Origin of the sequence: Rhizobium sp. TH135, assembly GCF_002855515.1 — a bacterium.
GTDB lineage: Bacteria > Pseudomonadota > Alphaproteobacteria > Rhizobiales > Rhizobiaceae > Allorhizobium.
On the sequence record NZ_PKRP01000001.1, the window covers coordinates 292,132 to 318,542 of the forward strand.

Genomic DNA, 26,411 nt, shown 5'->3' on the forward strand with positions numbered 1-26,411 from the left:
AGACCTCACTCGAGGACGACAGCATGAGCGATGAGACGATTACCCTTTATGAAGCGATCGGTGGCGATGCAACCGTGAAGGCGCTGACGCGCCGCTTCTACGAACTGATGGATACGCTGCCCGAGGCGGCCCACTGCCGTGCTGTCCATCCACCGGATCTCACCGGCAGCGAAGAGAAGTTCTACGACTACCTGACGGGTTATCTGGGCGGCCCGCCTATCTACATGCAGAAGCGCGGACATCCGATGCTCCGGCGTCGCCATTTCGTCGCCGAGATCGGGCCTGTGGAGCGGGACGAATGGTTGCTTTGCTTCCGCCGCGCGCTGGACGAGACGGTCGAGCATCCCAAACTTCGGGAGATCATCTGGCCCCCGATCGAGAAGCTCGCCCACCACATGCAGAACAAGGAGTGAGCCGGATGGCCATCATGCGCGACAACAGATGGGCAGCCGTAGCGGCCGGACTGATCGGAGCAGCAGGCGTCGGCCTTGCGGCTGCAGCAAGTCATGCCGGCGGCGAAGCATTGCTGCGCCCGGCCTCGACCATCTGCCTGGCCCATGCGCCGGCTCTGGTAGCGTTGGCGCTTGCGGGCGACAGGATCCGGTTCGCGGGTCTCGTTGCGTTGGGAATGTCGGTGGGAACGTTGCTGTTTGCCGGCGATCTCGTCGCCCGGCACTTCCTCGGCACCGGACTGTTTCCGATGGCAGCCCCGACAGGTGGCATGACGCTCATCGCATCATGGCTCGTGCTCGCTGTCGGTGCGGTCGTGCCGCCGCGAAGCTGAGGCTCCACTGGAAGTCCAGCGGGCCTCGCTAAGTCAGCGAAAAGACTCAGTGAGCGAGGGCGGCGGAGCCCATGCCTGAGAACATCAGCAGATTGCCGTGCGGGTCACGCACGTGGAAGCGGATGTCTTCACCCTGGGCGTCGGACGGGCGGATCGCCTCGATCCCACGGTCACAGAAATCGCGATAGATCTCGGTCGGCGTATCAGCCCGGAAGAACACCGAGCTGTTCTGGCACTGCATCGGGTCGTCGCTCAGCCAGAAATGCAGCTCCATCCCGCCACGCCGAACGACCAGATAGTCGAGGCAGTCGAGACCGATTTCTTCAAAGCCGAGATATTCGACATAGAAGTTGCGGGTTTCTGAAAAGTTGAGTGAAGGCAGAATAGGCACGGCGTTGAGGATCGTCTTCGCAACCGGTTGCTGAGCGTTCATGCGGAAAGTTCCTCTGCTTCCCGAATGAGAATGGCTGACGAAACGACTACGACCTAGCGTTGGCGTTCCGCTGCCACCTTGGCGCGGGAAATTCGATGATGAGGGCGGGGGCCCGGTTCACTGCTGCGTACATGGTAGCCGATTTGCGTTCGTGCAAGCCCGGCAAAGTGACGATTTCGCAATTCGTCACTTCACTTTCCTGCGAGCGTTGCAAGATTGCCTCGGCAAGCTCCGGAAGGAGCCCCTCGCCGCGCTGTCGTGCAAGCTCGTGAAAAGCACTCATGCCACCCGTTTCGAAACCGTCTCTGCTCATCCGTCCGTATTCCTTTCATTCAGCGTCTGCAGTGCGCGCTCGAGACTGGATTTCGAGCCATTTCGCAGCGGAATGAAAGTCTTACCGAACTTCTTACAACCGCTCTTCACGCGCAGACACGCATCGTGACTGATACAGTCGATAGGGCAGAAGACGCAGTCGACGGAGGGTAGCACCGTGTCGATTCGCGATACCGCTTCCCGTAAACCCCCATCGTGGTGAATAAGTTCCGCACCAAAATTGCTGGCGATCTGCCGCAGATGCGCGACCTGGCAATCCCTCCCGCCGACATAGAGAAAGCTGCGCACTTCTGCTTGCGCCTTCGGCGTCGTTACAACCGAGGAAGCCTCCCCTCCCGGCTTCTTGCCCGCCTGCTTTTTCTTCTTCGCCATGCTGTCCCGTCTCCCAGAAAATCGATCGGAGGCCGCGATGGTCACGCCGCCTGAGGTGAAGCCATACAAAACATGACAATTCGAGTAAAGTATATAGTTGAAGCTCGCACTCATGTTTTTTTCACCGTTCATTCCGCGGCGTATGTCGGCAGGACCAGGGATTGACGAAGGTCAACTATCCAGCATTCTCAGGGGCTGCGGCGCCCAAAATCCAATTTTTTACCGTTTGATAAAAGTTTGAACCTGCGTTACGCTTCCCTGCATCGCTTCGAACATAAAAGAGGGAACTGCGATGCGAAGACTGGAACCAGGCCTCAAGGCCGGGCGGCTTGACGCTGCCGATTATGCGAAGAATTTCTCCGACCTGCATCCCCGCCTCGGCGGCCATGAGGCCCTTGTCGCCTCCGACAGATGTTACTTCTGTCACGACGCGCCCTGCATGACGGCCTGTCCCACCGCCATCGATATCCCGATGTTCATCCGGCAGATATCGACTGGCAATCCGCTCGGCGCCGCCAAGACCATCTTCGACCAGAACATCCTCGGCGGCATGTGCGCCCGCGTCTGTCCGACCGAAACGCTCTGCGAGGAGGCCTGTGTGCGCAACACGGCCGAGGAGCGTCCGGTCGAAATCGGCCGCCTGCAACGCTACGCCACCGACATCGCGATCGAAGAAGGCCGCCAGTTCTATTCCCCGGCCGCCTCTACTGGCAAAACGGTCGGTATCGTTGGCGCAGGTCCTGCCGGTCTTGCAGCAGCCCATCGGCTGGCCATGCACGGCCACCAGGTGACGATCTACGAAGCCCGCGAAAAGGCCGGAGGCCTAAACGAATACGGCATCGCCGCCTACAAGACCCCCAACGACTTCGCCCAGAAGGAAGTCGACTACATCCTCTCGCTCGGCAATATCGACGTGCTGGACGGCCAGGAAATGGGCATGGACTTCAAGCTTGCCGATCTCCAGGCCAAGCACGACGCCGTCTTCATCGGCGCCGGCCTCGGCAACGTCAACGGCCTCAACATCCCAGGCGCCCAGATCAATGGCGTGACGGATGCCGTAGACTTCATCGAAAGGCTGCGCCAGGCGGATGACAAGGCCGACGTGCCGGTCGGTCGCGACGTCGTCGTCATCGGCGGCGGCATGACCGCGATTGACGCTGCCGTGCAAGCCAAGCTGCTCGGCGCCGAGAACGTAACCATCTGCTATCGCCGCGGCAAGGAGCACATGAACGCCTCAGAATTCGAGCAGGATCTGGCGACCTCCAAGGGCGTGCACATCCGCCACTGGCTGCAGCCGAAGGAAGTGGCCCATCACAGTGGCCACTGTTCGGCGATCACGTTCGAATACACCCACCTCGAAAACGGCATAATGAAAGGTACCGGTCACACGACCGAGATCAAGGCTGACCAGATCCTCGTGGCCATCGGCCAGAAGCTCGACGCCCAGGGTCTCGACGGCCTCAAGATCGAAGGTGGCAAGATCGCCATCGACGCCGAAGGCCGGACCTCGCTTCCCGGCGTCTGGGCCGGCGGCGACTGCGCCTTCGGAGGCCAGGACCTGACGGTTTCTGCCGTCGCCATGGGCCGCGATGCGGCCGAAAGCATCAACCGCTCTCTCGCCGTCATGACGGCGGGCGCATCCGCAGTCGCATGACGCACCGCTCTCGAGAGGATTTGAAACATGGCTGATCTTCGCAATAACTTCGTCGGCATCAAGTCGCCCAACCCCTTCTGGCTGGCCTCGGCCCCGCCGACAGACAAGGCCTACAACGTCGAGCGCGCCTTCAAGGCGGGCTGGGGCGGCGTCGTCTGGAAGACGCTCGGCTCGGAGGGCCCACCGGTCGTCAACGTCAATGGACCGCGCTACGGCGCGATCTGGGGCGCTGACCGCCGCCTCCTCGGCTTGAACAACATCGAGTTGATCACCGACCGTCCGCTCCAGATCAACCTGCAGGAGATGAAGCAGGTCAAGATGAACTGGCCGGACCGGGCGCTCGTCGCCTCGATCATGGTCCCTTGCGTCGAGGAGGAGTGGAAGGCGATCCTGCCGCTGGTCGAAGAAACCGGCGCTGACGGCATCGAGCTCAACTTCGGCTGTCCGCACGGCATGTCCGAGCGCGGCATGGGCGCCGCCGTCGGCCAGGTGCCGGAATACATCGAAATGGTCGTGCGCTGGTGCAAGCAATACACCCGCATGCCCGTAATCACCAAGCTCACGCCGAACATCGCCGACATCCGCAAGCCGGCGCGTGCGGCCAAGGCCGGCGGCACCGATGCCGTCTCGCTGATCAACACGATCAACTCGATCGTCTCTGTTGATCTCGACAACTTTGCCCCCTCGCCCACCGTCGGCGGCAAGGGCACCCACGGCGGCTATTGCGGCCCGGCAGTGAAGCCGATCGCGCTCAACATGGTCGCCGAGATCGCCCGTGATCCGGAAACCTACGGCCTGCCGATCTCCGGCATCGGCGGCGTCACCACTTGGCGCGATGCAGCCGAGTTCCTGGTGCTCGGTGCCGGCAACGTTCAGGTCTGCACGGCCGCCATGACCTATGGCTTCAAGATCGTCCAGGAAATGATTTCGGGCCTCAATGACTGGATGGATGCCAAGGGTCATCGCAGCCTCGACGACATCTGCGGCCGCGCGGTGCCCAACGTCACCGACTGGCAGTATCTCAACCTCAACTACATCGCCAAGGCGCATATCGATCAGGACGCCTGCATCAAATGCGGTCGCTGCCACATCGCCTGCGAGGATACGTCCCACCAGGCGATCACCAGCATGGTCGATGGCGTCAGGCATTTCGAGGTGATGGAAGACGAATGCGTCGGCTGCAATCTCTGCGTCAACGTCTGTCCCGTCGAGAACTGCATCACCATGGTCGAACTGCCGACCGGCGCCCTCGACCAGCGCACCGGCCGTCCTGTCGATCCGAACTACGCCAACTGGACGACCCATCCGAACAATCCGATGGCCGTTCAGGCAGCAGAATAACGTCTGGCAAGCAAATCCGGCCCGGAAACGGGCCGGATACCTTGGCGCCCAATAAATCTCCAACATATCGTCAATCGATTCAGAAATTGTTCAGCGCTATACTCCACGATCGCCTCCGTCGGCCGAGAGCCAGGCAGACCAGGCAAGGAGACCATGGCTAGCAAGAAAAAGAGTACAGATGGCGTTTCTTCTCTGAGGTCGCGCCTTCAGATTCTGATTCCCAGCGTGATCGTCCTGACAGGCATCGCATTATCGGCGTTCTATGCAGACCTGCAGCAGCAGCGCCTGAGCCGCGAAGCAGCCCGCAACACGGTCGAAGAGAGCCTCGGCCTGATCCGCACGAAGCTCGAAGCCAACATCAATGCCAACATCAAACTTCTGCAGGGCATGGTAGCCGTCATCGGCACCGAACCCCACGTGACGCAGCCGCGATTTGAATCGCTGGCGACGAAACTGATGGCAATCCCTTCACAGATCACCAACATTGCAGCCGCACCCAACCTCATAACCACCTTCGTGTACCCCTATGAGGAGAACAAGGGCATCATTGGCCGCTGGGTGCTGCCACCTCCGAACGGCGAGGCCGCCGCCCGGCAATTGCGCGAAGAGGGCAAGACCATCATTCGGGGTCCGCGCCCCCTCAACAACGGCGACATGGGGTTGATCATTACGCTCCCGGTCACCATGACCAACGACGTCGGCCAGAGCGTCTTCTGGGGTGGCCTTGCAGGCATCGTTGATGTCGCCCGCCTTTATGACGACAGCGGACTGCGCTCACCGGACCTGCCTCTTTCGATCGCCATCACCAATCAGAACGAAACCACATCCTCGGTGATCTACGGCGATGGCCATATTCTGAAAGACGATCCCGTCTCGATGGTGGTTAATTTCGGGACCCAGCAATGGCTTCTCTCGGCGATCCCGAAGGAGGGCTGGCACGGCGTCAGCAGTCAGAACGTCCCCATTCGCTCCATGATCTTCGCGATGGCCGCTTTGATGGCGGGAATCGTCATCTGGGTAGCCAAACTCATGCGCGAACGGCAGCGCAATTATGCCGCCTTGCGCCAGCGCGAAGAACAATTGTCCGCAATGTCGAACCGCTTGGGCCTCGCACTGGAGGCCTCGAACATCGGCATCTGGGAACTCGACTTTGCCACCGGAAATATCCGGTGGGACGAGCGCATGTATCAACTCTACGGGCTCCCGCCCGACGTCGACGCCTGCTACGAGGTCTGGAAATCGCGTGTCCATCCCGATGATATCGGCCCTTCGGACGAAGCGCTTGATGATGCGATTGCCTCAGACAAGACCTACGAGACCCAGTTCCGCATTTTCCGCGACAATGGCGAAATCCGCCATATACGCGCTGTCGGTACGATTTTCCGGGATCCGGACGGGAAGATCAGCGTGCTTGGCGTCAACTGGGATGTCAGCGCTGACGTAACCCTGCAGGAGCAACTGGGCCGCGCCCAGAAAGAGACCGCACAGCGGAACGAGGAGCTGGAATCGGCGCGGCAGCGGATGGAGTACAACTCCCTGCATGACGCCCTGACCGGACTGCCCAACCGCCGCTATCTTGACCAGCGTCTCGAAGAACTCGTCCAGGAAAGCAACGCGTCCGGTGAGCGCCTGACTGTGCTCCACATGGACCTCGACCGCTTCAAGGAAATCAACGACACGCTCGGCCATGGTGCCGGCGACGCCATCCTGCGCCATGTGGCACACGAACTGCGAAACCTGGTCAAGCCCGGAGATTTCGTCGCCCGCATCGGCGGCGACGAATTCCTGATCGCCTGCAAAGGCTGCATCCTGCAAGAGGATCATGATGTCGTCGGGCGCAAACTCATCACCGCTGTCAACACGCCGATTGTCTACGAGGGCCATGAGTGCCGCGTGGGAGCCTCCATCGGCATCGCCGACAAGACCGAGCGCGGTGTGTCGTCAGAGCAATTGCTGGTGAATGCCGACATCGCCCTCTACGAGGCCAAGCGACGCGGCCGCAATCGCGTTGAACGCTTCAACGACCAGCTTCGCGCCCGCACCATCAACATCAAGCATACGGCCGACGCCATTCTGCGCTCGCTCGGAGATGACGACTTCATTGCCTGGTACCAGCCGCAATTCGATGCCCGCACGCTCGCAATCAACGGTGTGGAAGCGCTGGCCCGTTGGCGTCACCCCAAGAAGGGCATTCTGCCGCCCGCTGCCTTCCTCGAAATTGCCGAAAGCCTGAACGTCGTCGCCCAGATCGATGCGAGCATCCTCGACCAGGCACTGTTTCAGCTGGCCCGCTGGCGCGCCGCAAATCTCGATATCGAGCATGTTTCGGTCAACATTTCCGCCCAGCGCCTGTTCGACGATCGCCTCATCGGCCATCTGGACACGCTGTCGCTGAAGCCGGGCAGCCTGTCCTTCGAACTGCTCGAATCGATTTCCTTCGATGACAAGGTGGACGCCGTCGCTGAAAGCCTGGAGCGCATCCGCGCCCATGGCATCTCCGTCGAAATCGACGACTTCGGCACCGGCTATGCCTCGATCCTCTCCTTGATCAAGCTCTCGCCAAGCCGCCTGAAGATCGACAGGCAGCTGGTGGCTCCGATCGTCAACAACCCCGCCCAGCGCCGCCTGATCAGCTCGATCGTCGATATCGGCCGGTCCTTCGGCGTCGGCATTGTCGCGGAAGGCGTCGAGACCATGGAACATGCCGCGATCCTGCGGGATCTCGGCTGCCATACGCTGCAGGGCTACGCCCTTGCCCGGCCGATGAGCGCCGACGCATTGATGGATTTCGCGCGCAAACACGCAGGCGAACGCGAAACCCTCTGGCAGCGGACGGCCTGAAGAGCGTCAGCCCAGTAGGCTGTTTCCGGCAGCGTAAGCCGCCCAGGCAAGACCGCCGAAATAGAGAAGCGTCAGCACCACCAGCAGATGCCCTGCCAGCACCACGCCACCGTCGCGCTGCGAAATGCCCGTTGAGAGCAGGAGGATCGCGACACCGGGTAGCGTGTTGGAAAACGGAATGAAGCTCAAGGGCATCATCAACAGCACGCCGGCAAAAGTCAGCACGAGGCCGTTGATCCGGCTGACAACACCGCCCGTCGTCAAAGCCAGCAGACGTGGACGCACATAGCGGTCGACCTTGCGCAGGATCGTCAGTCCACGCTCCAGCACCGGCACGAGCTTGCTGCGCTCGAGCTTGCGATCCGCAAGCTTGGACGGCAGCCAGGGGAATCGATTGAATGTGACGGCAATGCCGATCAACACGATCCCGGCGCCGAACACGGTCGAGACACCCGGGATGGAAACCGGCACGAGAAACGGCAGGGACAGGAGACCGCAGAGCAGCAAAAGCCCGCTTTCGCCCATCTTCTCAAGGATCTGGCGGAGCGTGATATGCTCCGCGTCCATGGAACGGATCACGTCCTCCAGCACAGCACTTGTGCTCTTGTCCGTGTCGGTGAAGCCGATCATCGTTGTCATCAGGTCCGCTTTCGATTAACTGCCGTGGCAAGATCTGTGAAGGGCCATGCCGAGCGGCACGACCACCCGCCGCAGATGAAGGAGAATACCGGCCCGGTCAAGTCTCGCCCCCTAAGGACGGTCGAGGTCGGTCCTCATAAGGCAGATCATGACAGACCAAGCAGAGCCCGCCGCGTCCCCCGTCAATCGCCACACGATCCACGCCACGGGGCGCGAGAAGCTGAAGGCGCATGCGGCCATGCTGCTCTTTGCCGCCCTGATCGCGGGATCCTTCTCCTTCGGCGGCATGGCGGCCCAGCATCTGGAGGCTGGCCCCCTCACCCTCTGGCGCTACCTGATGACAATGGTGGTCATGGGCATCATGACCTTCGGCATCCTGCGCATCCCCTTCACCAAGCCCCGCCGCGTCTGGCGCTACGCGCTGCTGGGCGGCCTGATCGCCATCTACATGCTGACCATGTTTGCAGCGCTCGAATTCACGAGCCCGGTACAGACGGGCGCGGTCTTTACCCTGATGCCGCTGATATCAGCCGGATTTGCGCTCATCTTCATCGGTCAGAAGACGCGTCCCGACGTGCTGGCTGCCCTGGTGATCGCCGCCCTTGGCGCGATCTGGGTGATCTTTCGTGCCGATATCGGCGCCATCCTCTCCTTCGATGTCGGTCGCGGAGAACTCATCTATTTCGTCGGCGTGATCTGCCACGGCGCTTATGTGCCGCTCATCCGGCGATTCGGCCTGGGCGAAAACCCGGTCGCCTTCGGCTTCTGGGTTGTGGTCTTTACCATCCCCTGGCTACTGCCGACCGGCGCGATCCCGCTTGCCGAAACGGACTTCGTCAACCTGCCCGGCACCGTCTGGGCAACCATCGCCTATCTCTCGATCGTGACGACCGCGATCACCTTCATGCTGCTGCAATACGCATCCATGCGCCTGCCGGCTCCCAAGGTGCTCGGCTACGGCTACCTGACGCCGACATTCATCATCCTGCTGGAAGGCCTGCTCGGCCACGGCTGGGCAAGCCCCGCCGTCTTTATCGGCGCTCTGGTCACGGCGGCCGGGCTGCTGGTAATGGGCCTGCTCAGGGACTGACGACAGAACTGCTTGCCGGCTTGACGATCAGGCCGCTGACGAAGAGACCTTCGAGGAAACGCGCCGCCTCTTCGAAGCGGTCCGCCCCGTCGCGGCCGCTTCCGAGCACAGCCTTCACCTGTACGTCGAAATCCGCATAGTGCTGGGTGGTCGACCAGATCGAGAAGATCATGTGATGTGGATCGCAATCGCGCACCTTGCCAGAAGCGATCCAGGCCCGGATGACCTCAGCCTTCTCGTCGACAAGTTCCTTGAGCGGGCCATCAAGCACGCCCGCGATATGCGGCGCCCCCTGCAGGATCTCGTTGGCAAAGAGCCGACTTTCGCGCGGAAACTCCCGCGCCATCTCCAGCTTGCGCCGGATATAGGAGCGGATCTCCTCCTCCGGATCACCATCGGCATCGAATGCCTGCAAGGGCTCGAGCCAGTTCTCCAGCACCCGGTCGATCAGCGCCCGGTGCATGGCCTCCTTCGTGCGGAAATAATAGAGCAGGTTCGGCTTCGACATGCCTGCGACCTCGGCGATCTGGTCGATCGTCGAGCCATGAAATCCCCGCTGCGAGAACACCTCCAGCGCCGCCTCCAGGATGAGCTCCTCCTTCTCCTCCTGGATCCGCGTCCGCCTCTGGGTTTGCGCCGCTCTCGGTATCGCCATCTTAGAGTTGTTCCCTGCCTAAGATACTGAACTCACTCAGCAATATTGAAGCCCAAAATCTGGGCATCTGCTTTAATTTTTGTCGCAGAATTTTGCCGATTTCGTCTTGAGTGCCGTGATGGAAGTTGTAATGTTTTACCAGTCGGTCAAATTATTGGACAGATGTCAAATAAAGGCAACTGCCGATACGACAGCGGAAAAGACAAAGACAAGCCGCTGTCGCTGACCCCGGGAACATGGGGAACGGGCGGAAGATCCGGATCCCCGAAAAACAGGTGAGGATCTGCAATGACGGCGCAACCCGGCACGAACCTTCGCGTGAACGGCGATCGGCTGTGGGACATGCTCATGGACATGGCGAAGATTGGCCCCGGCGTGGCGGGTGGCAACAATCGTCAGACCCTGACCGACGAGGATGCCGAAGGCCGCCGCCTCTTCCAGCGCTGGTGCGAGGATGCGGGGCTCACCATGGGCGTCGACACCATGGGCAACATGTTCATGACCCGCGCCGGCACCGATCCGGATGCGCTGCCCGTCTATATCGGCAGCCACCTCGACACCCAGCCGACCGGCGGCAAATATGACGGCGTGCTCGGCGTGCTCGCCGGTCTGGAAGTCGTGCGCTCAATGAACGACCTCAACATCAAGACCAAACACCCCATCGTCGTCACCAACTGGACCAATGAGGAAGGCGCCCGCTTTGCGCCTGCCATGCTCGCCTCCGGCGTCTTTGCCGGCATACTGACCCAGGATTACGCCTATGGCCGCAAGGACATGGACGGCAAGACCTTTGGCGATGAGCTGAAGCGCATCGGCTGGGTCGGCGACGAAAAGGTCGGCGCCCGAAAGATGCATGCCTATTTCGAATACCACATCGAGCAGGGCCCGATCCTCGAAGCCGAGGAAAAGCAGATCGGCGTGGTCACACACTGTCAGGGCCTGTGGTGGCTTGAATTCACGCTCACCGGGCGAGAAGCCCATACCGGCTCGACCCCGATGAACCTGCGCGTCAATGCCGGCCTTGCAATGGCCCGAATCATGGAAATGGTCCAGGAAGTGGCGATGAGCGAACAGCCCGGCGCCGTCGGCGGTGTCGGCCAGGTCAAGTTCTCGCCCAATTCCCGCAACGTCCTGCCGGGCACTGTTGTCTTCACCGTCGACATCCGCACGCCCGAGCAGGCAAAGCTTGACCGCATGCGGGCCACGATCGAAGCCAAGGCCGCCGAGATCTGTTCAGCGCTCGGCGTCGGCTGTGCGGTGGAGGCCGTCGGCCATTTCGATCCGGTGACCTTCGACGAAAAACTCGTCGCCTCCGTCCGCAAGGCCGCCGAAGACTTAGGTTATTCCCACATGAACATCATCTCCGGCGCCGGCCACGACGCCTGTTGGGCCGCCAAGGTGGCGCCCGCAACCATGATCATGTGCCCCTGCGTCGGCGGCTTGAGCCACAACGAGGCGGAGGAGATTTCCAAGGAATGGGCGTCTGCGGGCTGCGACGTGCTGCTGCGGGCTGTGCTGGAGACGGCGGAGATTGTCGGGTGACACGCTCGCTTCGCGCCCCCTCATCCGGTCCTTCGGACCACCTTCTCCCCGCTGGGGATAAAAGGGAGCGCGTTGCCACGTCTGAGCTGACCATTGACCTCATGCCCCGCCGGGTCGCATCATGGAACGCATTGAACGCAAGACGACAGCGTGACCTCTTCTCCCCAGCGGGGAGAAGGTGGCGCGTAGCGCCGGATGAGGGGGGCCGAACGGCCATGACACACCCGCAAGATCCGACAAAACGGCTGCCCGGAAAAACAGTCCAGGCCCGCAGCCTGCGCAGCAACGACACTGAAGCCGAATACCGTCTCTGGGGAGACATCCGCAATCGTCAGCTGAATGGATACAAGTTCAGCCGCCAGATCCCCATCGGTGTCTATATCATCGACTTCATCTGCCGCGAACAGCGCCTTGTCGTCGAACTGGACGGCAGCCAGCATGCCGAGAACGCGCAAGACGAACGTCGAACCGAATGGCTCAATCGACAGGGGTATTCGGTCCTGAGGTTCTGGAACGCCGAGGTCCTGCAGGAGCGCAGCGCCGTCCTCGATACAATTCTCGCCGTTCTGCAGGGCCGGATTGTCGAGCGCTGCGACGCGATCCGTTTCTCGCCAGCGACAAGGGCAGACCGGTGACCGTCATGCTATTTCAGCCTTCGCTTCGCGCCCCCTCATCCGGTCCTTCGGACCACCTTCTCCCCGCTGGGGAGAAGAAGGAGCGTGCGGAGACCTCGCAGCAGAAGTCTGGCCTCATCATTTTCCGAGCCGCAGCACTCACCGTTGGGGACGCGCAACGCCAGCGTGACCTCTTCTCCCCAGCGGGGAGAAGGTGGCGCGTAGCGCCGGATGAGGGGGCGCCGGAGGCGAACGCAGCGCACTGGGCAGACAAGCCTGCCCGAGAGTTCGTGAGCACGAACATCAAAAAAACGACACGGGGAGAGAGCATATGACCACCACAGTCATCAAGGGCGGCACGATCGTCACCGCCGATCTGACCTACAAGGCCGACGTCAAGATCGAGGGCGGCGTGATCGTCGAGATCGGGCCGAACCTCTCAGGCGACACCGTGCTCGACGCAGCCGGCTGTTACGTCATGCCCGGCGGCATCGACCCGCATGTGCATCTCGAAATGCCCTTCATGGGCACGTATTCCGCCGACGACTTCGAAAGCGGCACCCGCGCCGGCCTCTCCGGCGGCACGACCATGGTTGTCGATTTTTGTCTGCCGGGCCCGGATCAGTCGCTGCTCGAAGCCTTGCAGATGTGGGACAACAAGACCTCCCGCGCCACGGCTGACTATTCCTTCCACATGGCGATCACCGGCTGGAACGAGCGCGTCTTCGACGAAATGAAGATTGTCGTGCAGGATCGCGGCATCAACACCTTCAAGCACTTCATGGCCTACAAGGGCGCGCTGATGGTGAACGATGACGAGATGTTCGCCTCCTTCCAGCGCTGCGCCGAACTCGGCGCGCTGCCGATGGTGCATGCCGAGAACGGCGACGTCGTCGCTTCGATGACCGCGAAACTGCTCGCCGAGGGCAATAACGGTCCGGAGGCCCATGCCTATTCCCGTCCGCCTGAAGTCGAAGGCGAAGCGACCAACCGTGCAATCATGCTGGCCGACATGGCCGGCGTTCCGCTCTATGTCGTGCACACCTCCTGCGAACAGGCACATGAAGCCATCCGCCGCGCACGCCAAAAGGGCATGCGCGTCTATGGCGAGCCGCTGATCCAGCATCTGACGCTCGACGAAAGCGAATATTTCAACAAGGACTGGGACCACGCCGCCCGCCGCGTCATGTCGCCCCCCTTCCGCAACAAGCAGCATCAGGACTCACTCTGGGCCGGCCTGCAGTCGGGTTCGCTCTCGGTCGTCGCCACCGACCACTGCGCCTTCACCAGCGAGCAGAAGCGCTTCGGCGTCGGCAACTTCGCCAAGATCCCGAACGGCACCGGCGGGCTTGAAGACCGCATGCCGATGCTCTGGACCTATGGCGTGGCGACCGGTCGCCTGACGATGAACGAATTCGTCGCAGTGACCTCAACCAACATCGCCAAGATCCTCAACATCTACCCGAAGAAGGGCGCCGTCCTCGTCGGCGCCGATGCCGACCTTGTGGTCTGGGATCCCAAGCGCTCCAAGACCATCTCCGCCAAGACCCAGCAATCGTCGATCGACTACAATGTCTTCGAGGGCAAGGAAGTGACCGGCCTGCCGCGCTACACGCTGACCCGCGGCTATGTCGCGATCGAGGAAGGCGCGGTGAAGACCCGCGAGGGCCACGGCAAGTTCGTCAAGCGCGAGCCCTTCCCCGCCGTTTCCAAGGCGCTGTCGACCTGGAAGGAACTGGTCGCCCCGCGCAAGGTGGAACGCACGGGCATTCCGGCGACGGGGGTGTGAGCGTGAGGCCAGCGAAGAAGGCATGGCTGCTGAGGAGTGCCCGCTTCGGCGCTGGCTATGCGGCGGCCGTGTTTGTCGGCGTCATGGGCATCTGGGCAACATTTGAAGTGACAGATGCGTTCACTTACGGCCGCCTGCCGCGCTTCATGCTCTTTCCGGGTTCGATCCTGCCGGTACTTCGGCTGACCCTGGAGATCCTGCCGGTTGCCTTGTTGCTTGCTGCCCCCTTCACCTTGCTGGCGACCTGGGTGCTGCTGCGAATGCGTTGGAACCGCTGGTGGCATTTCGCTATCGCGGGTGCCGCCTGCCCCCTCTCCGGCATCGCCCTTTTGCAACTGGCAACCTGGGGCCGCTTCTTTAACCAGAACGAAGCCTCGTTGGCCATGTCGCTAGTCCCGACTGGCATGATTTGCGCGATCATCTACTGGCTGATCGCTTTCCCGAGAATGGAGAGCCTGGCCAGATGAACCCGACGTCACACCTCAACCAGCCCATCCAGTTCCGGCAGCAACACGACGCTCTCCTGCTCGTTCGGATCGGTGCGCGCTATGATCGCCGTGCAGGGCGCGTTCGACAGGTTCGCCGGCAGATGCGGTACGCCGGCCGGGATGTAGAACAGCTCGCCAGCATGCACGATCACATGGTTCTCCAGCCGGTCGCCGTACCAGGTATGCGCCTGGCCGGAGAGCATGTAGATCGCGGTCTCGTGGCTCTCGTGCAGATGCGCCTTGGCGCGTGCACCGGGCGGCATGGTCAGCACATGCATGCAGATACCCTTGGCGCCCACGGTCTCGGCGGCAATGCCCTCGAAATAACTCAGTCCCTGCTTGCCCTCATAGGTGTGGCCGGGCTTCACGATCCGGCAGGTGGGCTTTGCTGATGCGTCCATTGTCCCGTCCTCTTTTCACCGGCGGCAGGCCCGCCTCTCCCGGCTCGCTGCTCCCGAGCGGCCGCATGTCAAAAGAATGCAAGAGGCAGACTGCCTTTGCAACAAACCCGATTGGTCCTAGCGCATGAATGCACCCTACTCCGTCGTCTCGGCCAGGAACCTGAGCCTCACCTTCGAGACCAATGACGGCCCCGTCCACGCCCTGTCGAATGTCGATCTCGAGGTGAAGAAGGGCGATTTCGTCTCCTTCATCGGACCCTCCGGCTGCGGCAAGACCACCTTCCTGCGCGTCATTGCCGACCTTGAAAAGCACACCGCCGGCGAGATCACCGTCAACGGCATGACACCGGAAGAGGCCCGCAAGGCGCGCTCCTACGGCTATGTCTTCCAGGCCGCCGCCCTCTATCCCTGGCGCACGATCGAGAACAACATCGCACTGCCGCTCGAAATCATGGGCTACAGTGCCGACGAGAAGAAGAAGCGCATCGAGCAGACGCTGGAGTTGGTCAACCTCTCGGGCTTTGCCAAGAAATATCCCTGGCAGCTGTCAGGCGGCATGCAGCAACGCGCCTCGATCGCCCGCGCGCTCGCCTTCGACGCCGATCTTCTGCTGATGGACGAGCCCTTCGGCGCGCTCGACGAAATCGTCCGCGATCACCTGAATTCGGAGCTTCTGAAGCTCTGGGATCGCACCAATAAGACGATCTGCTTCGTTACCCATTCAATCCCCGAGGCTGTCTACCTCTCGACCAAGATCGTCGTCATGAGCCCGCGCCCGGGCCGGGTGACTGACATCATCGAGTCGACGCTGCCCAAGGAACGCCCGCTCGACATCCGCGAGACGCCGGAATTCCTGGAAATCGCGCATCGGGTGCGCGAGGGTCTGAAGGCGGGGCATAGCTATGAGGAATAGTTCCGTGATTAAGGGGATTACCCCATGAACCCCACCTTCCTCCTCTGGCTCGGGGCTGCCATGGCGACCTTCCTCGGTGCCGCAACCGTCTCCCGCGCCTATGTCGACAACGGCAAGCTCTGGGTGCTGCTCGCATCGCTCGCCCTCTACTGCCTCGGCAATCTGATGATGGTGAAGCTGATGCGCGAGGGGGGCTTGGGGCTGGCCATATCCGCCTCGGCCATCGCCCAACTGGTCCTGATCAACGTGATCGCCTTCTTCCTGTTTGGCGAACGACTGAGCGCCATCCAGTCGGCGGGCGTCGCCCTTGGTGTCGTCTCCATGGCCCTCATGCTCTATCCCGCAAAAGGAGGTGCCTGATGAAGGCGGCCCCTTCCCCCTTCCGTGACCGCGTCCTGCCGGTCCTGACGGTCCTCTTGGCGATCCTCGTCATATGGCATGTCTTCGTCGTCTATCTGAATGCGCCCTTCGTCCGCGATCAGGCCGCCCGCGCCAATGAAGAGATCACCTTCTCCCAGGTCGTCGAGCGGACCTTCGCCCAGGAACGGCCGATCCTGCCGGCCCCGCACCAGATCGTCGCCGAACTCTGGGAGACCGTGTTCAACAAGGCCATCACCTCCAAGCGCAGCCTTGTCTACCATGCCTGGATCACGCTCTCGGCGACGCTGGCCGGCTTTGCCATGGGCACCGTGCTTGGCATCGTGCTCGCCATCGCCATCGTCCATAACAGGGCCATGGACAAGTCGCTGATGCCCTGGGTCATCGCCTCCCAGACGATCCCGATCCTTGCCATTGCGCCGATGATCATCGTGGTCCTGAACTCGATCGGCATCTCCGGATTGATGCCCAAGGCCCTGATATCGACCTATCTTTCCTTCTTCCCGATCGTCGTCGGCATGGTGAAGGGCCTGCGCAGCCCCGATATCCTGCTGCTTGACCTGATGCATACCTATAATGCCAGCCCCTCCCAGACCTTCTGGAAGCTGCGCTGGCCGGCCTCGATGCCTTATCTCTTCACCTCGTTGAAGGTCGCGATCGCGATCTCGCTCGTCGGTGCGATCGTCGGTGAATTGCCGACAGGCGCCGTCGCCGGTCTCGGCGCCCGCCTGCTCTCGGGCTCCTACTATGGCCAGACCATCCAGATCTGGGCCGCCCTCTTCATGGCGGCGGGGCTGGCTGCCCTCCTAGTATCAATCGTCGGCATGGCCCATACACGGGTGCTCGCACGCATGGGGGTCAAGCCATGAACGGTTACCTCGTCTTCGCCCTCGTCTTCTGGCTCGGCGCCTGGGGTCTGAACCAGTGGCTGGTGGCACAGCGCCCCAAGGATGTCTCGACCAAGCGCGCCATCGGCCTTGCCGTGCCGCTGATCTTCGGCGTAACCCTGCTCGTGATCTGGGAATGCATGGTGCGCGGCTTCGAGATCCCCTCGATCCTTTTGCCGGCACCCTCGATGATCTGGGCGCGGATCCTCACCTCCACCCATATCCTCTGGGCGGATTTCCAGCAGACCTTCCTGAAGTCTGTCATCACCGGTTATGTCGCCGGCTGCGGCCTCGGCTTCCTCGTTGCCATCCTGATCGACCGCTCGCCCTTCCTGCAAAAGGGCCTGCTGCCGATCGGCAACTTCGTCTCGGCGCTGCCCGTCGTCGGCATCGCGCCGATCATGGTCATGTGGTTCGGCTTCGACTGGCAGTCCAAGGTCGCGGTCGTCGTCATCATGACCTTCTTCCCGATGCTGGTGAACACGGTCCAGGGCTTGGCCGCCGCCAGTCACATGGAGCGCGACCTGATGCACACCTATGCCGCTTCCTGGTGGCAGACGCTGGTGCGGCTCAGACTTCCCGCCGCCTGGCCTTTCATCTTCAATGCGCTGAAGATCAATTCCACCCTCGCGCTCATCGGTGCGATCGTGGCAGAGTTCTTCGGCACCCCGATTGTCGGCATGGGCTTCCGTATCTCGACCGAGGTTGGACGCTCGAATGTCGACATGGTCTGGGCCGAGATTGCGGTTGCCGCACTCGCCGGCTCGGTCTTCTACGGATTGGTGGCACTGGCAGAACGCCGGGTCACCTTCTGGCATCCGTCCGTCCGTGGTGGACGGTCGTGAACTGAACCAACAAAAAAAGAGGGAACTGAAATGACAATCAAACTCGCATCCCTGCTGCTGGCTGCCGCGGTCTCCTTGACCGCCATGCAGGCCGCCGCTGCCGACAAGGTGACGCTGCAGCTGAAGTGGGTAACCCAGGCCCAGTTCGCGGGCTATTACGTCGCGAAAGACAAGGGCTTCTACGAAGAAGAAGGCCTCGACGTTGAAATCAAGCCGGGCGGCCCAGACATCGCACCTCCGCAGGTTCTGGCCGGTGGCGGCGCAGATGTCATCGTCGACTGGATGCCGTCGGCTCTGGCCACCCGCGAAAAGGGCGTTCCGCTGGTCAACATCGCCCAGCCCTTCAAGTCCTCGGGCATGATGCTGACCTGCCTCAAGGAAACCGGCATCACCAAGCCGGAAGACTTCAAGGGCAAGACGCTCGGCGTCTGGTTCTTCGGCAACGAATATCCCTTCCTGTCCTGGATGAGCACGCTCGGTATCAAGACCGACGGTTCGGAAGGCGGCGTGACTGTTCTCAAGCAGGGCTTCAACGTCGACCCGCTTCTCCAGAAGCAGGCAGCCTGCATCTCGACCATGACCTACAACGAGTACTGGCAGGTCATCGATGCCGGCATCAAGGCGGAAGACCTCGTGACCTTCAAGTATGAAGACGAAGGTGTGGCGACCCTCGAAGACGGTCTCTACGTCCTCGAAGACAAGCTCGCCGACCCGGCCTTCAAGGAAAAGATGGTCAAGTTCGTCCGCGCTTCGATGAAGGGTTGGAAATATGCCGAAGCCAATTCGGACGAAGCTGCTGAAATCGTGCTCGAGAACGACGCCTCCGGCGCCCAGACCGAAGCCCATCAGAAGCGCATGATGAGCGAAGTCGCCAAGCTGACTGCTGGCTCTAACGGCACGCTCGACAAGGCCGACTATGACCGCACGGTCAAGACCCTGCTCGGCGGCGGTTCGGATCCGGTGATCACCAAGGAGCCGGCCGGTGCCTTCACGACCGAGATCACTGACGCGGCCCTGAAATAGTCTTGGCGGACCACAGCGAATAAAGGACACGGGGAACAATCCCCGTGTCTATTTGTAGGTTTTACTGATCATTTTCTGTCGCCGGGACTGGCAAATCGGCAACACCATCGTTCTATATTGAACTATTTTCACAAGCGCATCGCAAATGGCCGTTAAGCCTCTTGCAAGGGGTTTTGCGATCCCCCACCTCTTCATCTGGGTTCAGATGCCGAAAAGTTGAAAACAGCGTATGAGTGTCGTTAACGACGCTGTGAGCCGATCCGGCTGACAAGACGTAATGCTTTCAAAACTGGTCTTATCATTCTCTGGGAAGGGTCTCATGTTTCGAAACGCGAGCGCGAAGTCCGTGCTGATGGTTGCCACTCTGTCGCTGGCGGCCTCGGTCGCAATTGCCCAGGAACAGCCGGCGGCACCAGCGCAGAACCTCCCGGCCATTATCGTCACAGCGGCTGAGAGCCGTGACCTCGTCGACAGGGTCGTCTCCACCGGCACATTGCGCGCCGAGGAAGAGGTGCAGATCCAGCCTCAGGTCGAGGGTCTGCAGATCCAGTCCCTGAACGCCGATGTCGGCGACACCGTGCAGGCCGACGCGGTGGTCGCGAAGCTGAGCGAAGACACACTCCTGCTTCAGCGCAGCCAGTATCTCGCCAACCGCGCAAAGGCGGAAGCCGCCCTTGCCCAGTATCAGGCGCAGTTGGTGGAAGCCGAAGCGAGCCTCAACGACGCCCAGCGTCAGTTTGAACGTGCAACGCGTCTGGTCTCATCAGGTTCCGTCTCCACCTCACAAAAAGAGCAGGCCGAAACGTCGCTCGCCAGCGCGACCGCCCGGGTCGAGACCGCCCGCCAGGCGATCACCGTCGCTGAAGCCGACATCAAGGTCGTCGACACGCAGATTGCCGATACCGATCTCCGCCTTGCCCGCACCGACATCAAGTCGCCGGTCACAGGCACCATTTCGGTGCGCAACGCCCGGATCGGCGCCATCGCAACCGGCGCCGGCCAGCCGCTCTTCACGGTCATCCGCGACGGGCAGATCGAACTGGTGGCGGATGTCCCGGAAAATGATATCCTGCGCCTCAAGCAGGGCCAGAAGGCAGCCGTGACGATTGCTGGCAGCACGCAACCCCTCACAGGGTCTGTGCGCCTCATCTCCCCGGTCGTCGATCCGGTCACCCGTCTGGGCGCGGTTCATATCGCACTCGACGACGATCTGGCCGCCCGGTCGGGCATGTATGGCAGCGCCGCGATCATTGTCAGCGAAGCAAAGGGGATCGCCTTGCCGCTGTCTGCGATCACCACCGAAGGCGGCAAGACGACGGTGCGCAAGGTTCTAGACGGAACCGTGCAGATGGTCGAGATCAAGACGGGCATCCAGGACGGGTCCTACATTCAGGTGACCGAAGGCCTCGATGAAGGCGACAAGGTCGTCGCAAAGGCGGGCGTGTTTGTCCGCGACGGGGACAAGATCAACCCCGTGGAAGACACCAGCAGCGTTTCCAACTGAAGGGCGACGACGCCATGAATTTCTCTGCATGGTCCATCCGCAATCCGATTGCGCCGATCCTGGCCTTCTTCCTCCTGATGGTCGTCGGCATCCAGTCGTTTTATGCGTTGCCGATCACCCGGTTTCCGAACATCGACGTTCCCCTGGTGGCGATCACCGTCGGCCAGAGCGGCGCCTCCCCGGCTGAACTCGAAAGCCAGGTGACGAAGGAAGTCGAAGACGCGGTGGCCTCGATCACCGGCGTGGACGAAATCAATTCGACCGTCACGGACGGCCAGTCCCAGACTGTCGTCATGTTCCGCATGGAAGTCCCGACCGAACAGGCGGTGCAGGACGTCAAGGACGCGATCGACCAGATCCGCGGCGACCTGCCGGCCTCCGTCGATGAACCCATCGTCACCAAGGTCGACGTCGAAGGTCAGGCGATCCAGAGCTTCGCCGTCTCCTCGCCCAACATGAATCTCGCCGAGCTGTCCTGGTTCGTCGACGACACCGTCAAGCGCGCCCTCCAGGGCCAGCCCGGCATCGGCCGTGTCGACCGTTACGGCGGCGCTGATCGCGAAGTTCGCGTCGAGCTCGATCCCAACCGTCTCGATGCACTGGGCGTCACGGCATCCGACATTTCGAGCCAGCTCAAGGGCACCAATGTCGACCTCGGCTCCGGTCGTGGTCAGGTGGCGGGTGCTGAGCAGTCGATCCGCACCCTGGGCGACAACCGCGATGTCGAAAGCCTCGCCAATTCGACGATCGCCCTCCCCGGCGGACGCTTCGTCAAGCTGTCCGAAATCGGTCGTGTCACCGACACCTATGAAGAGCCCAAGTCCTTCGCGCGCCACGACGGTAAGCCCGTCGTCTCCTTCGCCGTCTTCCGCGCCAAGGGTGCGAGCGAAGTGACGGTTGCCGAAACCGTCGCGGAAAGCCTTGCCACGGTGCGTGCCGAGAACCCCGACGTCCAGATCGAGATGATCGACGACTCGGTCTACTTCACCTACGGCAACTACGAAGCGGCAATGCACACCCTCGTCGAGGGCGCGATCCTCGCGGTCATCGTGGTGCTTCTCTTCCTGCGCAACTGGCGCGCGACGCTGATCTCGGCAGTCGCCTTGCCGCTTTCGGCGATCCCGACCTTCTGGGTCATGGACCTGATGGGCTTCTCGCTGAACCTCGTCTCGTTCCTGGCGCTGACGCTGGCGACCGGTATTCTCGTCGACGACGCGATCGTCGAGGTGGAAAACATCGCCCGACACATCAAGATGGGCAAGACACCCTACCGGGCAGCGATCGAAGCCGCCGACGAAATCGGTCTGGCCGTCATCGCGACGACCTTCACGATCATCGCGGTCTTCGTGCCGGTGTCCTTCATGCCCGGCATTCCGGGCCAGTACTTCATCCAGTTCGGCCTGACGGTGGCCTTCTCCGTCTTCTTCTCGCTGCTTGTAGCGCGTCTCATCACGCCGATGATGGCCGCCTACCTGATGCGGGCAGAAGACGCGATGGACGACCATCACGACAACGACAGCCTGCCGCTCAAGATGTACACCCGCATCGTCCGGGCAACGACCGGCGGCTGGGCACCGCAGTTCCTGCGGAACTGGGGTGAGCGGGTCGAGCGCCAGAGCGAAAAGTCGGAAACCCCGGCCGGCAAGTTCGTGCATTTCATGTTCGCCCGCGTCGGCTTTGGCTGGGTATCCCGTCTGCTGACGCTTGCCGCCGCCATCCTTTTCCTGATCGGCTCGATCGTCCTCCTGTCGGGCGTTCCCGGCAGCTTCATTCCGCCGGAAGATGCAGGCCGTATCGTGCTCTCCGTCGAGCTGCCACCAAACGCCACTCTCGAAGAAACCGAGCGCAAGACGGATGCGATCTATGCTGCGATCCAGGATGTGCCAGACGTCGCCAGCATCTTCATCCTCGGCGGTTCCTCGCCGCGCGGCGATTTGGAACTGCGCCGCGCCAGCGTCACGATGAACCTCGATCGCATCGATCATTCGCTGGCCAAGACCCTCGTCAACAAGGGTCTAGGCGGCCTGCCTTTGATCGGCGAATACCTGCCGAAGCTGCCCGAAAACGGTCGTGTGCGCCCTCAGTGGGACGTCGAGGAAGAGGTTTTCGCCAAGCTCGCCTCGATCCCAGACATCCGCATCACCAAGCTCAATGACCGTGGCGAACGCGACATCACCTTCAACTTCCTGTCGAAGAACGAGGAAGAGCTGAACCAGGCAGTCGGCATCCTCGAGGCCAAGCTGCGCCAGGTGCCGGAACTCGCCAATGTCAGCGCCGACGGCGCCCTGCCCCGTCCGGAACTGCAGATCCGCCCGCGTGCGGATGAAGCAGCCCGCCTTGGGATCACCGCTCAGCAGATTGCCCAGACGGTTCGCGTTGCCACCATCGGTGACGTCGATGCCGCGCTACCGAAGATCTCGCTCGATAACCGGCAGATCCCGATCCGCGTCCAGGCGTCGACCGATTTGCGCACCGATCTGGCTGCCATTCGCTCCCTTAAGGTGCGCACCGCAAGTGGTGCGACGGTTCCGCTCTCGAGCGTCGCCGATATCGACTACGCGGAAGGCGTCTCGTCCATCAAGCGCAACGACCGCAACCGCGTCGTTTCGATCGGTGCCGGCCTGCCGCAGGGCGTCGCACTCGACACCGCGACCAACGCCTTCCGCGATACCGTGGCAAGCGCCGAGATCCCGGAAAGCGTGCGACTGGCTGAAAGCGGTGACGCCAAGATCCAGGCCGAGATGCAGCAAAGCTTCGTCAACGCCATGATCCTCGGCCTGCTCCTGGTGCTGACGGTGCTGATCCTGCTCTTCAAGGACGTGATCCAGCCCTTCACCATCCTGTTCTCGCTGCCGCTCGCGATCGGCGGCGTGGCAGTCGCGCTGATCCTGACGAACAACGCGCTCTCCATGCCCGTACTGATCGGCATCCTGATGCTGATGGGCATCGTGACGAAGAACGCCATCCTTCTGGTCGACTTCGCCATCGAAATGCGGCGTCAGGGCATGCATCGCCTCGAAGCCATGGTGGAGGCCGGCCGCAAGCGCGCCCGTCCGATCATCATGACCTCGATCGCCATGTCGGCGGGCATGTTGCCCTCGGCGCTGGGCGTTGGCGAAGGCGGCTCGTTCCGCGCACCGATGGCAATCGCCGTCATCGGCGGCATCATCGTCTCGACGGTGCTGAGCCTTGTGGTCGTGCCGGCCTTCTTCCTGATCCTCGACGACGTCTCCCGCCTGCTCGGCTGGATCTTCAGCCGCTTCGTCGGCAAGAAGGAAGAAGAGGAAGAGCCGCTCACACCGGAGGTTCTGTCCTTCCTCGCCCGCAAGAACGTGGCCGCGCTTGAAGCCGTTGAAAAGCGGATCTCCGCTGTCGAACGCAGCCAGCCGGTAAGCCGCAAGAACGACGGCAACGGCAACGTCATCAACCTTCCGCCGCTCGCAGCGGAATGATCAGACAAGACCGGCCGCCGCAGATCGGCGGCCGGTCTTGAGTGCCCTAGGCACCGCACATCCTCAAGTCACGCACAAGCCCGATGATGCAACCTCTAAGCATTATTATTATTGCGGATTATGAGGATTGCCTTGAGACCTTTCATCACGATCACCTTTTCCCTGCTCGCCGGCACAGCATCGGCTGGCGGTGCCATCAGCACGCCGGCGGCCTATCCCGTCGCCGCTCACGTCGAAACCGCGCCCTATGACTGGAGCGGTCGTTACGCAGGCATTGCCGGCGGCTACGGCTGGATGGACGGCTACTTCGAGCCTCCGGCGGGATACCCGCCGACTGAAGACCCGCTCAACGGCACGGTCCTCGGGGCCTTTGCCGGCGTCAGCGCGCAGTTCGACAACAACCTGGTTCTCGGCATCGATGGCGACGTCGAATACAACATTCAGGATGTGACTGTGACGGCGCAGTTCGGCACCTTCACCGGCGGCGCGGACTGGCAGGGCTCCGCCCGCCTGCGCCTCGGCTATGCCTTCGATCGCCTGCTTATCTATACGACCGCCGGCTGGGCGGCCACGCATCTGGAAGCGGAGTATATCGGCGTGTCCACCACGACCGCGAGCTTCCACGGATACACGCTCGGCGCCGGCATGGACCATGCAGTCACGGACCGGATCTTCGGCCGTATCGATTATCGCTACAACGACTTCGGTACCGGCGAACTGGACTTCGGCGCAGCCTCGATCGGTGCCGACCTCACCCAGCACACCGTCAGATTCGGTCTCGGCGTGAAGTTCTAATCCCCAGCCACAAAACAACGGCTCTCCATAAGCGGGCGCTTCGGCAACGGAGTGCCCGCAGTCACGTCGTCGAACTGCATTCGACAATCGTCATATGCCCATGGGGCTTTGATCGAAATCAATCCGAACTTGCTGCCACCGCGATAATGTGAATCGACTGGGAAGGGCAAAGATATCGGGACCTGCAGGAGATGCGCCGGTCCGATGCGGGGCCTTAACCCAATTCGGGTGAAAGCAGATGCGACGATTGCAGCGCTGCATGCCTGGACACCGTGATGGATGGGGAGCCGTGAAAACCGTGAACAAGATGCTGAGACTGAACTCGCGAGACAAGAATACGCTCCTGCGGACGTCCTTCTTGTCACAACTCGGCCCAACGGCCATGGCCTCGATGATGGAGATCGCCAATATCTCCAACTTCGAAGCCCGAGACGTGCTGTTCCGCGAGGGAGAGCCCGCCGATTGCTTTTACAGCGTACTCAGCGGCTATGTGCGGCTCTACCGCCTGAACAAGGACGGCCGCGAGGCCGACATCCGCATCTGCGGTCCGGGAGACACCTTCGCCGAATGCCTGCTCGCTCTCGGCGACAAGTATCTCTACAACGCCCAGGCCGCTGAGACGGCGACGCTTGCCCGCTTCGATCTGCAGCGTGTCCGAGCGCTCGCCGAACACGAAAAAGATGTGGCGAAATCGATCATCCGCTGCCTGTCTGACCATCTGCGCGCGACGATGGATTGCATCGCCAATGACCGTCTGCAGACCGCCCCCCAGCGCGTGGCTCATTATCTTCTGACCCATTGCGAAACCGAGGGCGGCCCGGCCGCGATCCGCCTGCCCTTCCAAAAGAGCCTGCTGGCCGGCAAGCTCGGCCTGGCACCCGAGGCGCTCTCGCGTGCCTTCTCGACGCTACGCCGCGTCGGCGTCATCGTCCGTGGACGGACGATCCATATCAGCGACGTGAGCGCGCTCAAGCAGATCTGAGCGCGTCTCGTCCCAGATCTGTCTGCCGCCTCCTGCTCAGAGCCCCCCACTCTCCTGCAGGAAGCTGACGATCCGGTCGACGCCAGCACCACGTTTCAAGTCCGTGAAAACGAAGGGCCGCTCGGAGCGCATGCGGCCCGCATCCCGCTCCATGACGTCGAGATCGACACCGACATGCGGCGCAAGATCGGTCTTGTTGATGACAAGCAGATCCGACCGCGTGATCCCCGGCCCGCCTTTGCGCGGGATTTCCTCGCCCTGGCAGACCGAAATCACATAAAGGGTGATATCGGCGAGGTCAGGCGAGAAAGTCGCTGCCAGATTGTCGCCACCCGACTCGATGAAGACGATGTCGAGGTCCGGGATCCGGGCATTGAGATCGGCAATGGCCTTGAGGTTGATCGAGGCATCCTCGCGGATCGCCGTATGCGGACAGCCACCCGTCTCCACGCCCACTACGCGATCCGAAGTCAGAGCCTGCATGCGGATCAACGCATCGGCATCCTCGCGCGTGTAGATGTCATTGGTGACGACCGCGACGGAATAGTCGTCGCGCATTGCCTTGCAGAGCTTCTCCGTCAGCGCCGTCTTGCCGGATCCAACCGGTCCGCCGATACCGACGCGAAGGGGACCATTCTTCGATTTCATGATGTTCG

At 61.8% G+C, this 26,411-nt stretch carries 24 protein-coding genes and 1 pseudogene; 19 read left to right on the forward strand and 6 right to left on the reverse strand.

All coding sequences use genetic code 11. The annotated features are described in order from the left end of the window. Nucleotides 1-23 precede the first annotated feature (23 nt). Nucleotides 24-413: a globin gene (locus C0V73_RS01430; RefSeq protein ID WP_102018214.1), complete on the forward strand. Its 390-nt coding sequence runs from the start codon at nucleotides 24-26 to the stop codon at nucleotides 411-413. A 5-nt stretch (nucleotides 414-418) separates the two neighbouring features. Then, complete coding sequence (locus tag C0V73_RS01435) at nucleotides 419-784, forward strand: DUF423 domain-containing protein (protein ID WP_102018215.1); 366 nt, start codon at nucleotides 419-421, stop codon at nucleotides 782-784. Between the two features lie 46 nt (nucleotides 785-830). Here C0V73_RS01435 and C0V73_RS01440 read toward each other — a convergent pair whose 3' ends face one another. Beyond that, nucleotides 831-1,217, reverse strand: a complete 387-nt coding sequence (locus tag C0V73_RS01440; protein WP_102018216.1) for a glyoxalase — start codon at nucleotides 1,215-1,217, stop codon at nucleotides 831-833. A gap of 309 nt (nucleotides 1,218-1,526) precedes the next feature. Next, nucleotides 1,527-1,922 (reverse strand): DUF2325 domain-containing protein, encoded by a 396-nt coding sequence (locus C0V73_RS01450; protein WP_102018890.1) that lies wholly within the window; start codon nucleotides 1,920-1,922, stop codon nucleotides 1,527-1,529. A 292-nt stretch (nucleotides 1,923-2,214) separates the two neighbouring features. Here C0V73_RS01450 and C0V73_RS01455 point away from each other — a divergent pair, with 292 nt between their 5' ends. The 3 genes from C0V73_RS01455 (at nucleotide 2,215) to C0V73_RS01465 (ending at nucleotide 7,758) form a co-directional block, all read left to right on the forward strand. Then, the gene (locus C0V73_RS01455; protein WP_102018218.1) at nucleotides 2,215-3,576 is read left to right on the forward strand and encodes an NAD(P)-dependent oxidoreductase; all 1,362 of its coding nucleotides are present in this window, start codon (nucleotides 2,215-2,217) and stop codon (nucleotides 3,574-3,576) included. A 27-nt stretch (nucleotides 3,577-3,603) separates the two neighbouring features. Beyond that, a complete protein-coding gene (preA, locus tag C0V73_RS01460; protein ID WP_102018219.1) occupies nucleotides 3,604-4,917 on the forward strand; it encodes an NAD-dependent dihydropyrimidine dehydrogenase subunit PreA in 1,314 nt (437 codons plus the stop codon). Between the two features lie 225 nt (nucleotides 4,918-5,142). Then, the gene (locus C0V73_RS01465) at nucleotides 5,143-7,758 is read left to right on the forward strand and encodes an EAL domain-containing protein (protein ID WP_245407846.1); all 2,616 of its coding nucleotides are present in this window, start codon (nucleotides 5,143-5,145) and stop codon (nucleotides 7,756-7,758) included. A gap of 6 nt (nucleotides 7,759-7,764) precedes the next feature. Here the strand turns inward: C0V73_RS01465 and C0V73_RS01470 are convergent, their stop codons facing one another. Further along, the gene (locus C0V73_RS01470; RefSeq protein WP_102018221.1) at nucleotides 7,765-8,397 is read right to left on the reverse strand and encodes an exopolysaccharide biosynthesis protein; all 633 of its coding nucleotides are present in this window, start codon (nucleotides 8,395-8,397) and stop codon (nucleotides 7,765-7,767) included. A 148-nt stretch (nucleotides 8,398-8,545) separates the two neighbouring features. On the opposite strand from C0V73_RS01470, the gene C0V73_RS01475 reads away from it, so the two are divergent. Next, nucleotides 8,546-9,487: a DMT family transporter gene (locus tag C0V73_RS01475; RefSeq protein WP_102018222.1), complete on the forward strand. Its 942-nt coding sequence runs from the start codon at nucleotides 8,546-8,548 to the stop codon at nucleotides 9,485-9,487. Here C0V73_RS01475 and C0V73_RS01480 read toward each other — a convergent pair. After that, nucleotides 9,477-10,142 (reverse strand): TetR family transcriptional regulator C-terminal domain-containing protein, encoded by a 666-nt coding sequence (locus C0V73_RS01480; protein ID WP_102018223.1) that lies wholly within the window; start codon nucleotides 10,140-10,142, stop codon nucleotides 9,477-9,479. The two genes, C0V73_RS01475 and C0V73_RS01480, sit on opposite strands and share 11 nt — an antisense overlap. A 288-nt stretch (nucleotides 10,143-10,430) precedes the next feature. Between C0V73_RS01480 and C0V73_RS01485 the strand changes: the two genes are divergently transcribed. The 4 genes from C0V73_RS01485 (at nucleotide 10,431) to C0V73_RS01505 (ending at nucleotide 14,554) form a co-directional block, all read left to right on the forward strand. After that, nucleotides 10,431-11,684: a Zn-dependent hydrolase gene (locus C0V73_RS01485; RefSeq protein WP_102018224.1), complete on the forward strand. Its 1,254-nt coding sequence runs from the start codon at nucleotides 10,431-10,433 to the stop codon at nucleotides 11,682-11,684. Continuing rightward, nucleotides 11,681-12,319: a DUF559 domain-containing protein gene (locus C0V73_RS01490; RefSeq protein WP_245407847.1), complete on the forward strand. Its 639-nt coding sequence runs from the start codon at nucleotides 11,681-11,683 to the stop codon at nucleotides 12,317-12,319. Before C0V73_RS01485 ends, C0V73_RS01490 begins: the two co-directional genes overlap by 4 nt. Nucleotides 12,320-12,629: 310 nt before the next feature. Next, complete coding sequence (gene hydA / locus C0V73_RS01500; protein ID WP_102018227.1) at nucleotides 12,630-14,087, forward strand: dihydropyrimidinase; 1,458 nt, start codon at nucleotides 12,630-12,632, stop codon at nucleotides 14,085-14,087. Nucleotides 14,088-14,089: 2 nt separating this feature from the next. Continuing rightward, nucleotides 14,090-14,554 (forward strand): hypothetical protein, encoded by a 465-nt coding sequence (locus C0V73_RS01505; RefSeq protein WP_102018228.1) that lies wholly within the window; start codon nucleotides 14,090-14,092, stop codon nucleotides 14,552-14,554. Nucleotides 14,555-14,562: 8 nt separating this feature from the next. On the opposite strand, the gene C0V73_RS01510 is transcribed toward C0V73_RS01505, so the two are convergent. Continuing rightward, nucleotides 14,563-14,976 (reverse strand): cupin domain-containing protein, encoded by a 414-nt coding sequence (locus C0V73_RS01510; RefSeq protein ID WP_102018229.1) that lies wholly within the window; start codon nucleotides 14,974-14,976, stop codon nucleotides 14,563-14,565. Nucleotides 14,977-15,100: 124 nt separating this feature from the next. Here C0V73_RS01510 and C0V73_RS01515 point away from each other — a divergent pair, with 124 nt between their 5' ends. The 9 genes and pseudogenes from C0V73_RS01515 (at nucleotide 15,101) to C0V73_RS01555 (ending at nucleotide 25,755) form a co-directional block, all read left to right on the forward strand. Further along, the gene (locus C0V73_RS01515; protein WP_102018230.1) at nucleotides 15,101-15,889 is read left to right on the forward strand and encodes an ABC transporter ATP-binding protein; all 789 of its coding nucleotides are present in this window, start codon (nucleotides 15,101-15,103) and stop codon (nucleotides 15,887-15,889) included. A 24-nt stretch (nucleotides 15,890-15,913) separates the two neighbouring features. Then, nucleotides 15,914-16,249, forward strand: coding sequence for a hypothetical protein (locus tag C0V73_RS01520; protein ID WP_102018231.1), 336 nt, complete (start codon nucleotides 15,914-15,916; stop codon nucleotides 16,247-16,249). Next, nucleotides 16,249-17,136: an ABC transporter permease gene (locus tag C0V73_RS01525; RefSeq protein ID WP_102018232.1), complete on the forward strand. Its 888-nt coding sequence runs from the start codon at nucleotides 16,249-16,251 to the stop codon at nucleotides 17,134-17,136. The genes C0V73_RS01520 and C0V73_RS01525 overlap by 1 nt, the downstream gene beginning before the upstream one ends. Next, nucleotides 17,133-17,999 carry an ABC transporter permease gene (locus C0V73_RS01530; protein WP_102018233.1) on the forward strand — a complete coding sequence of 289 codons (867 nt, stop codon included), beginning with the start codon at nucleotides 17,133-17,135 and terminating at the stop codon, nucleotides 17,997-17,999. Before C0V73_RS01525 ends, C0V73_RS01530 begins: the two co-directional genes overlap by 4 nt. 30 nt (nucleotides 18,000-18,029) lie before the next feature. Then, nucleotides 18,030-19,022, forward strand: coding sequence for an ABC transporter substrate-binding protein (locus C0V73_RS01535; protein ID WP_102018234.1), 993 nt, complete (start codon nucleotides 18,030-18,032; stop codon nucleotides 19,020-19,022). Between the two features lie 319 nt (nucleotides 19,023-19,341). Next, entirely contained in the window at nucleotides 19,342-20,526 is a 1,185-nt protein-coding gene (locus C0V73_RS01540) for an efflux RND transporter periplasmic adaptor subunit (RefSeq protein ID WP_102018235.1), read from the forward strand. Between the two features lie 14 nt (nucleotides 20,527-20,540). Next, nucleotides 20,541-23,906, forward strand: a pseudogene (locus C0V73_RS01545) (efflux RND transporter permease subunit); the annotation flags it as partial. 204 nt (nucleotides 23,907-24,110) lie between these two features. Further along, nucleotides 24,111-24,773 (forward strand): outer membrane protein, encoded by a 663-nt coding sequence (locus C0V73_RS01550; protein WP_245407848.1) that lies wholly within the window; start codon nucleotides 24,111-24,113, stop codon nucleotides 24,771-24,773. Between the two features lie 259 nt (nucleotides 24,774-25,032). Then, the gene (locus tag C0V73_RS01555; protein ID WP_102018238.1) at nucleotides 25,033-25,755 is read left to right on the forward strand and encodes a Crp/Fnr family transcriptional regulator; all 723 of its coding nucleotides are present in this window, start codon (nucleotides 25,033-25,035) and stop codon (nucleotides 25,753-25,755) included. Nucleotides 25,756-25,791: 36 nt separating this feature from the next. Here the strand turns inward: C0V73_RS01555 and ureG are convergent, their stop codons facing one another. Beyond that, nucleotides 25,792-26,403, reverse strand: coding sequence for an urease accessory protein UreG (gene ureG, locus C0V73_RS01560; protein ID WP_102018239.1), 612 nt, complete (start codon nucleotides 26,401-26,403; stop codon nucleotides 25,792-25,794). Nucleotides 26,404-26,411: the final 8 nt, after the last annotated feature.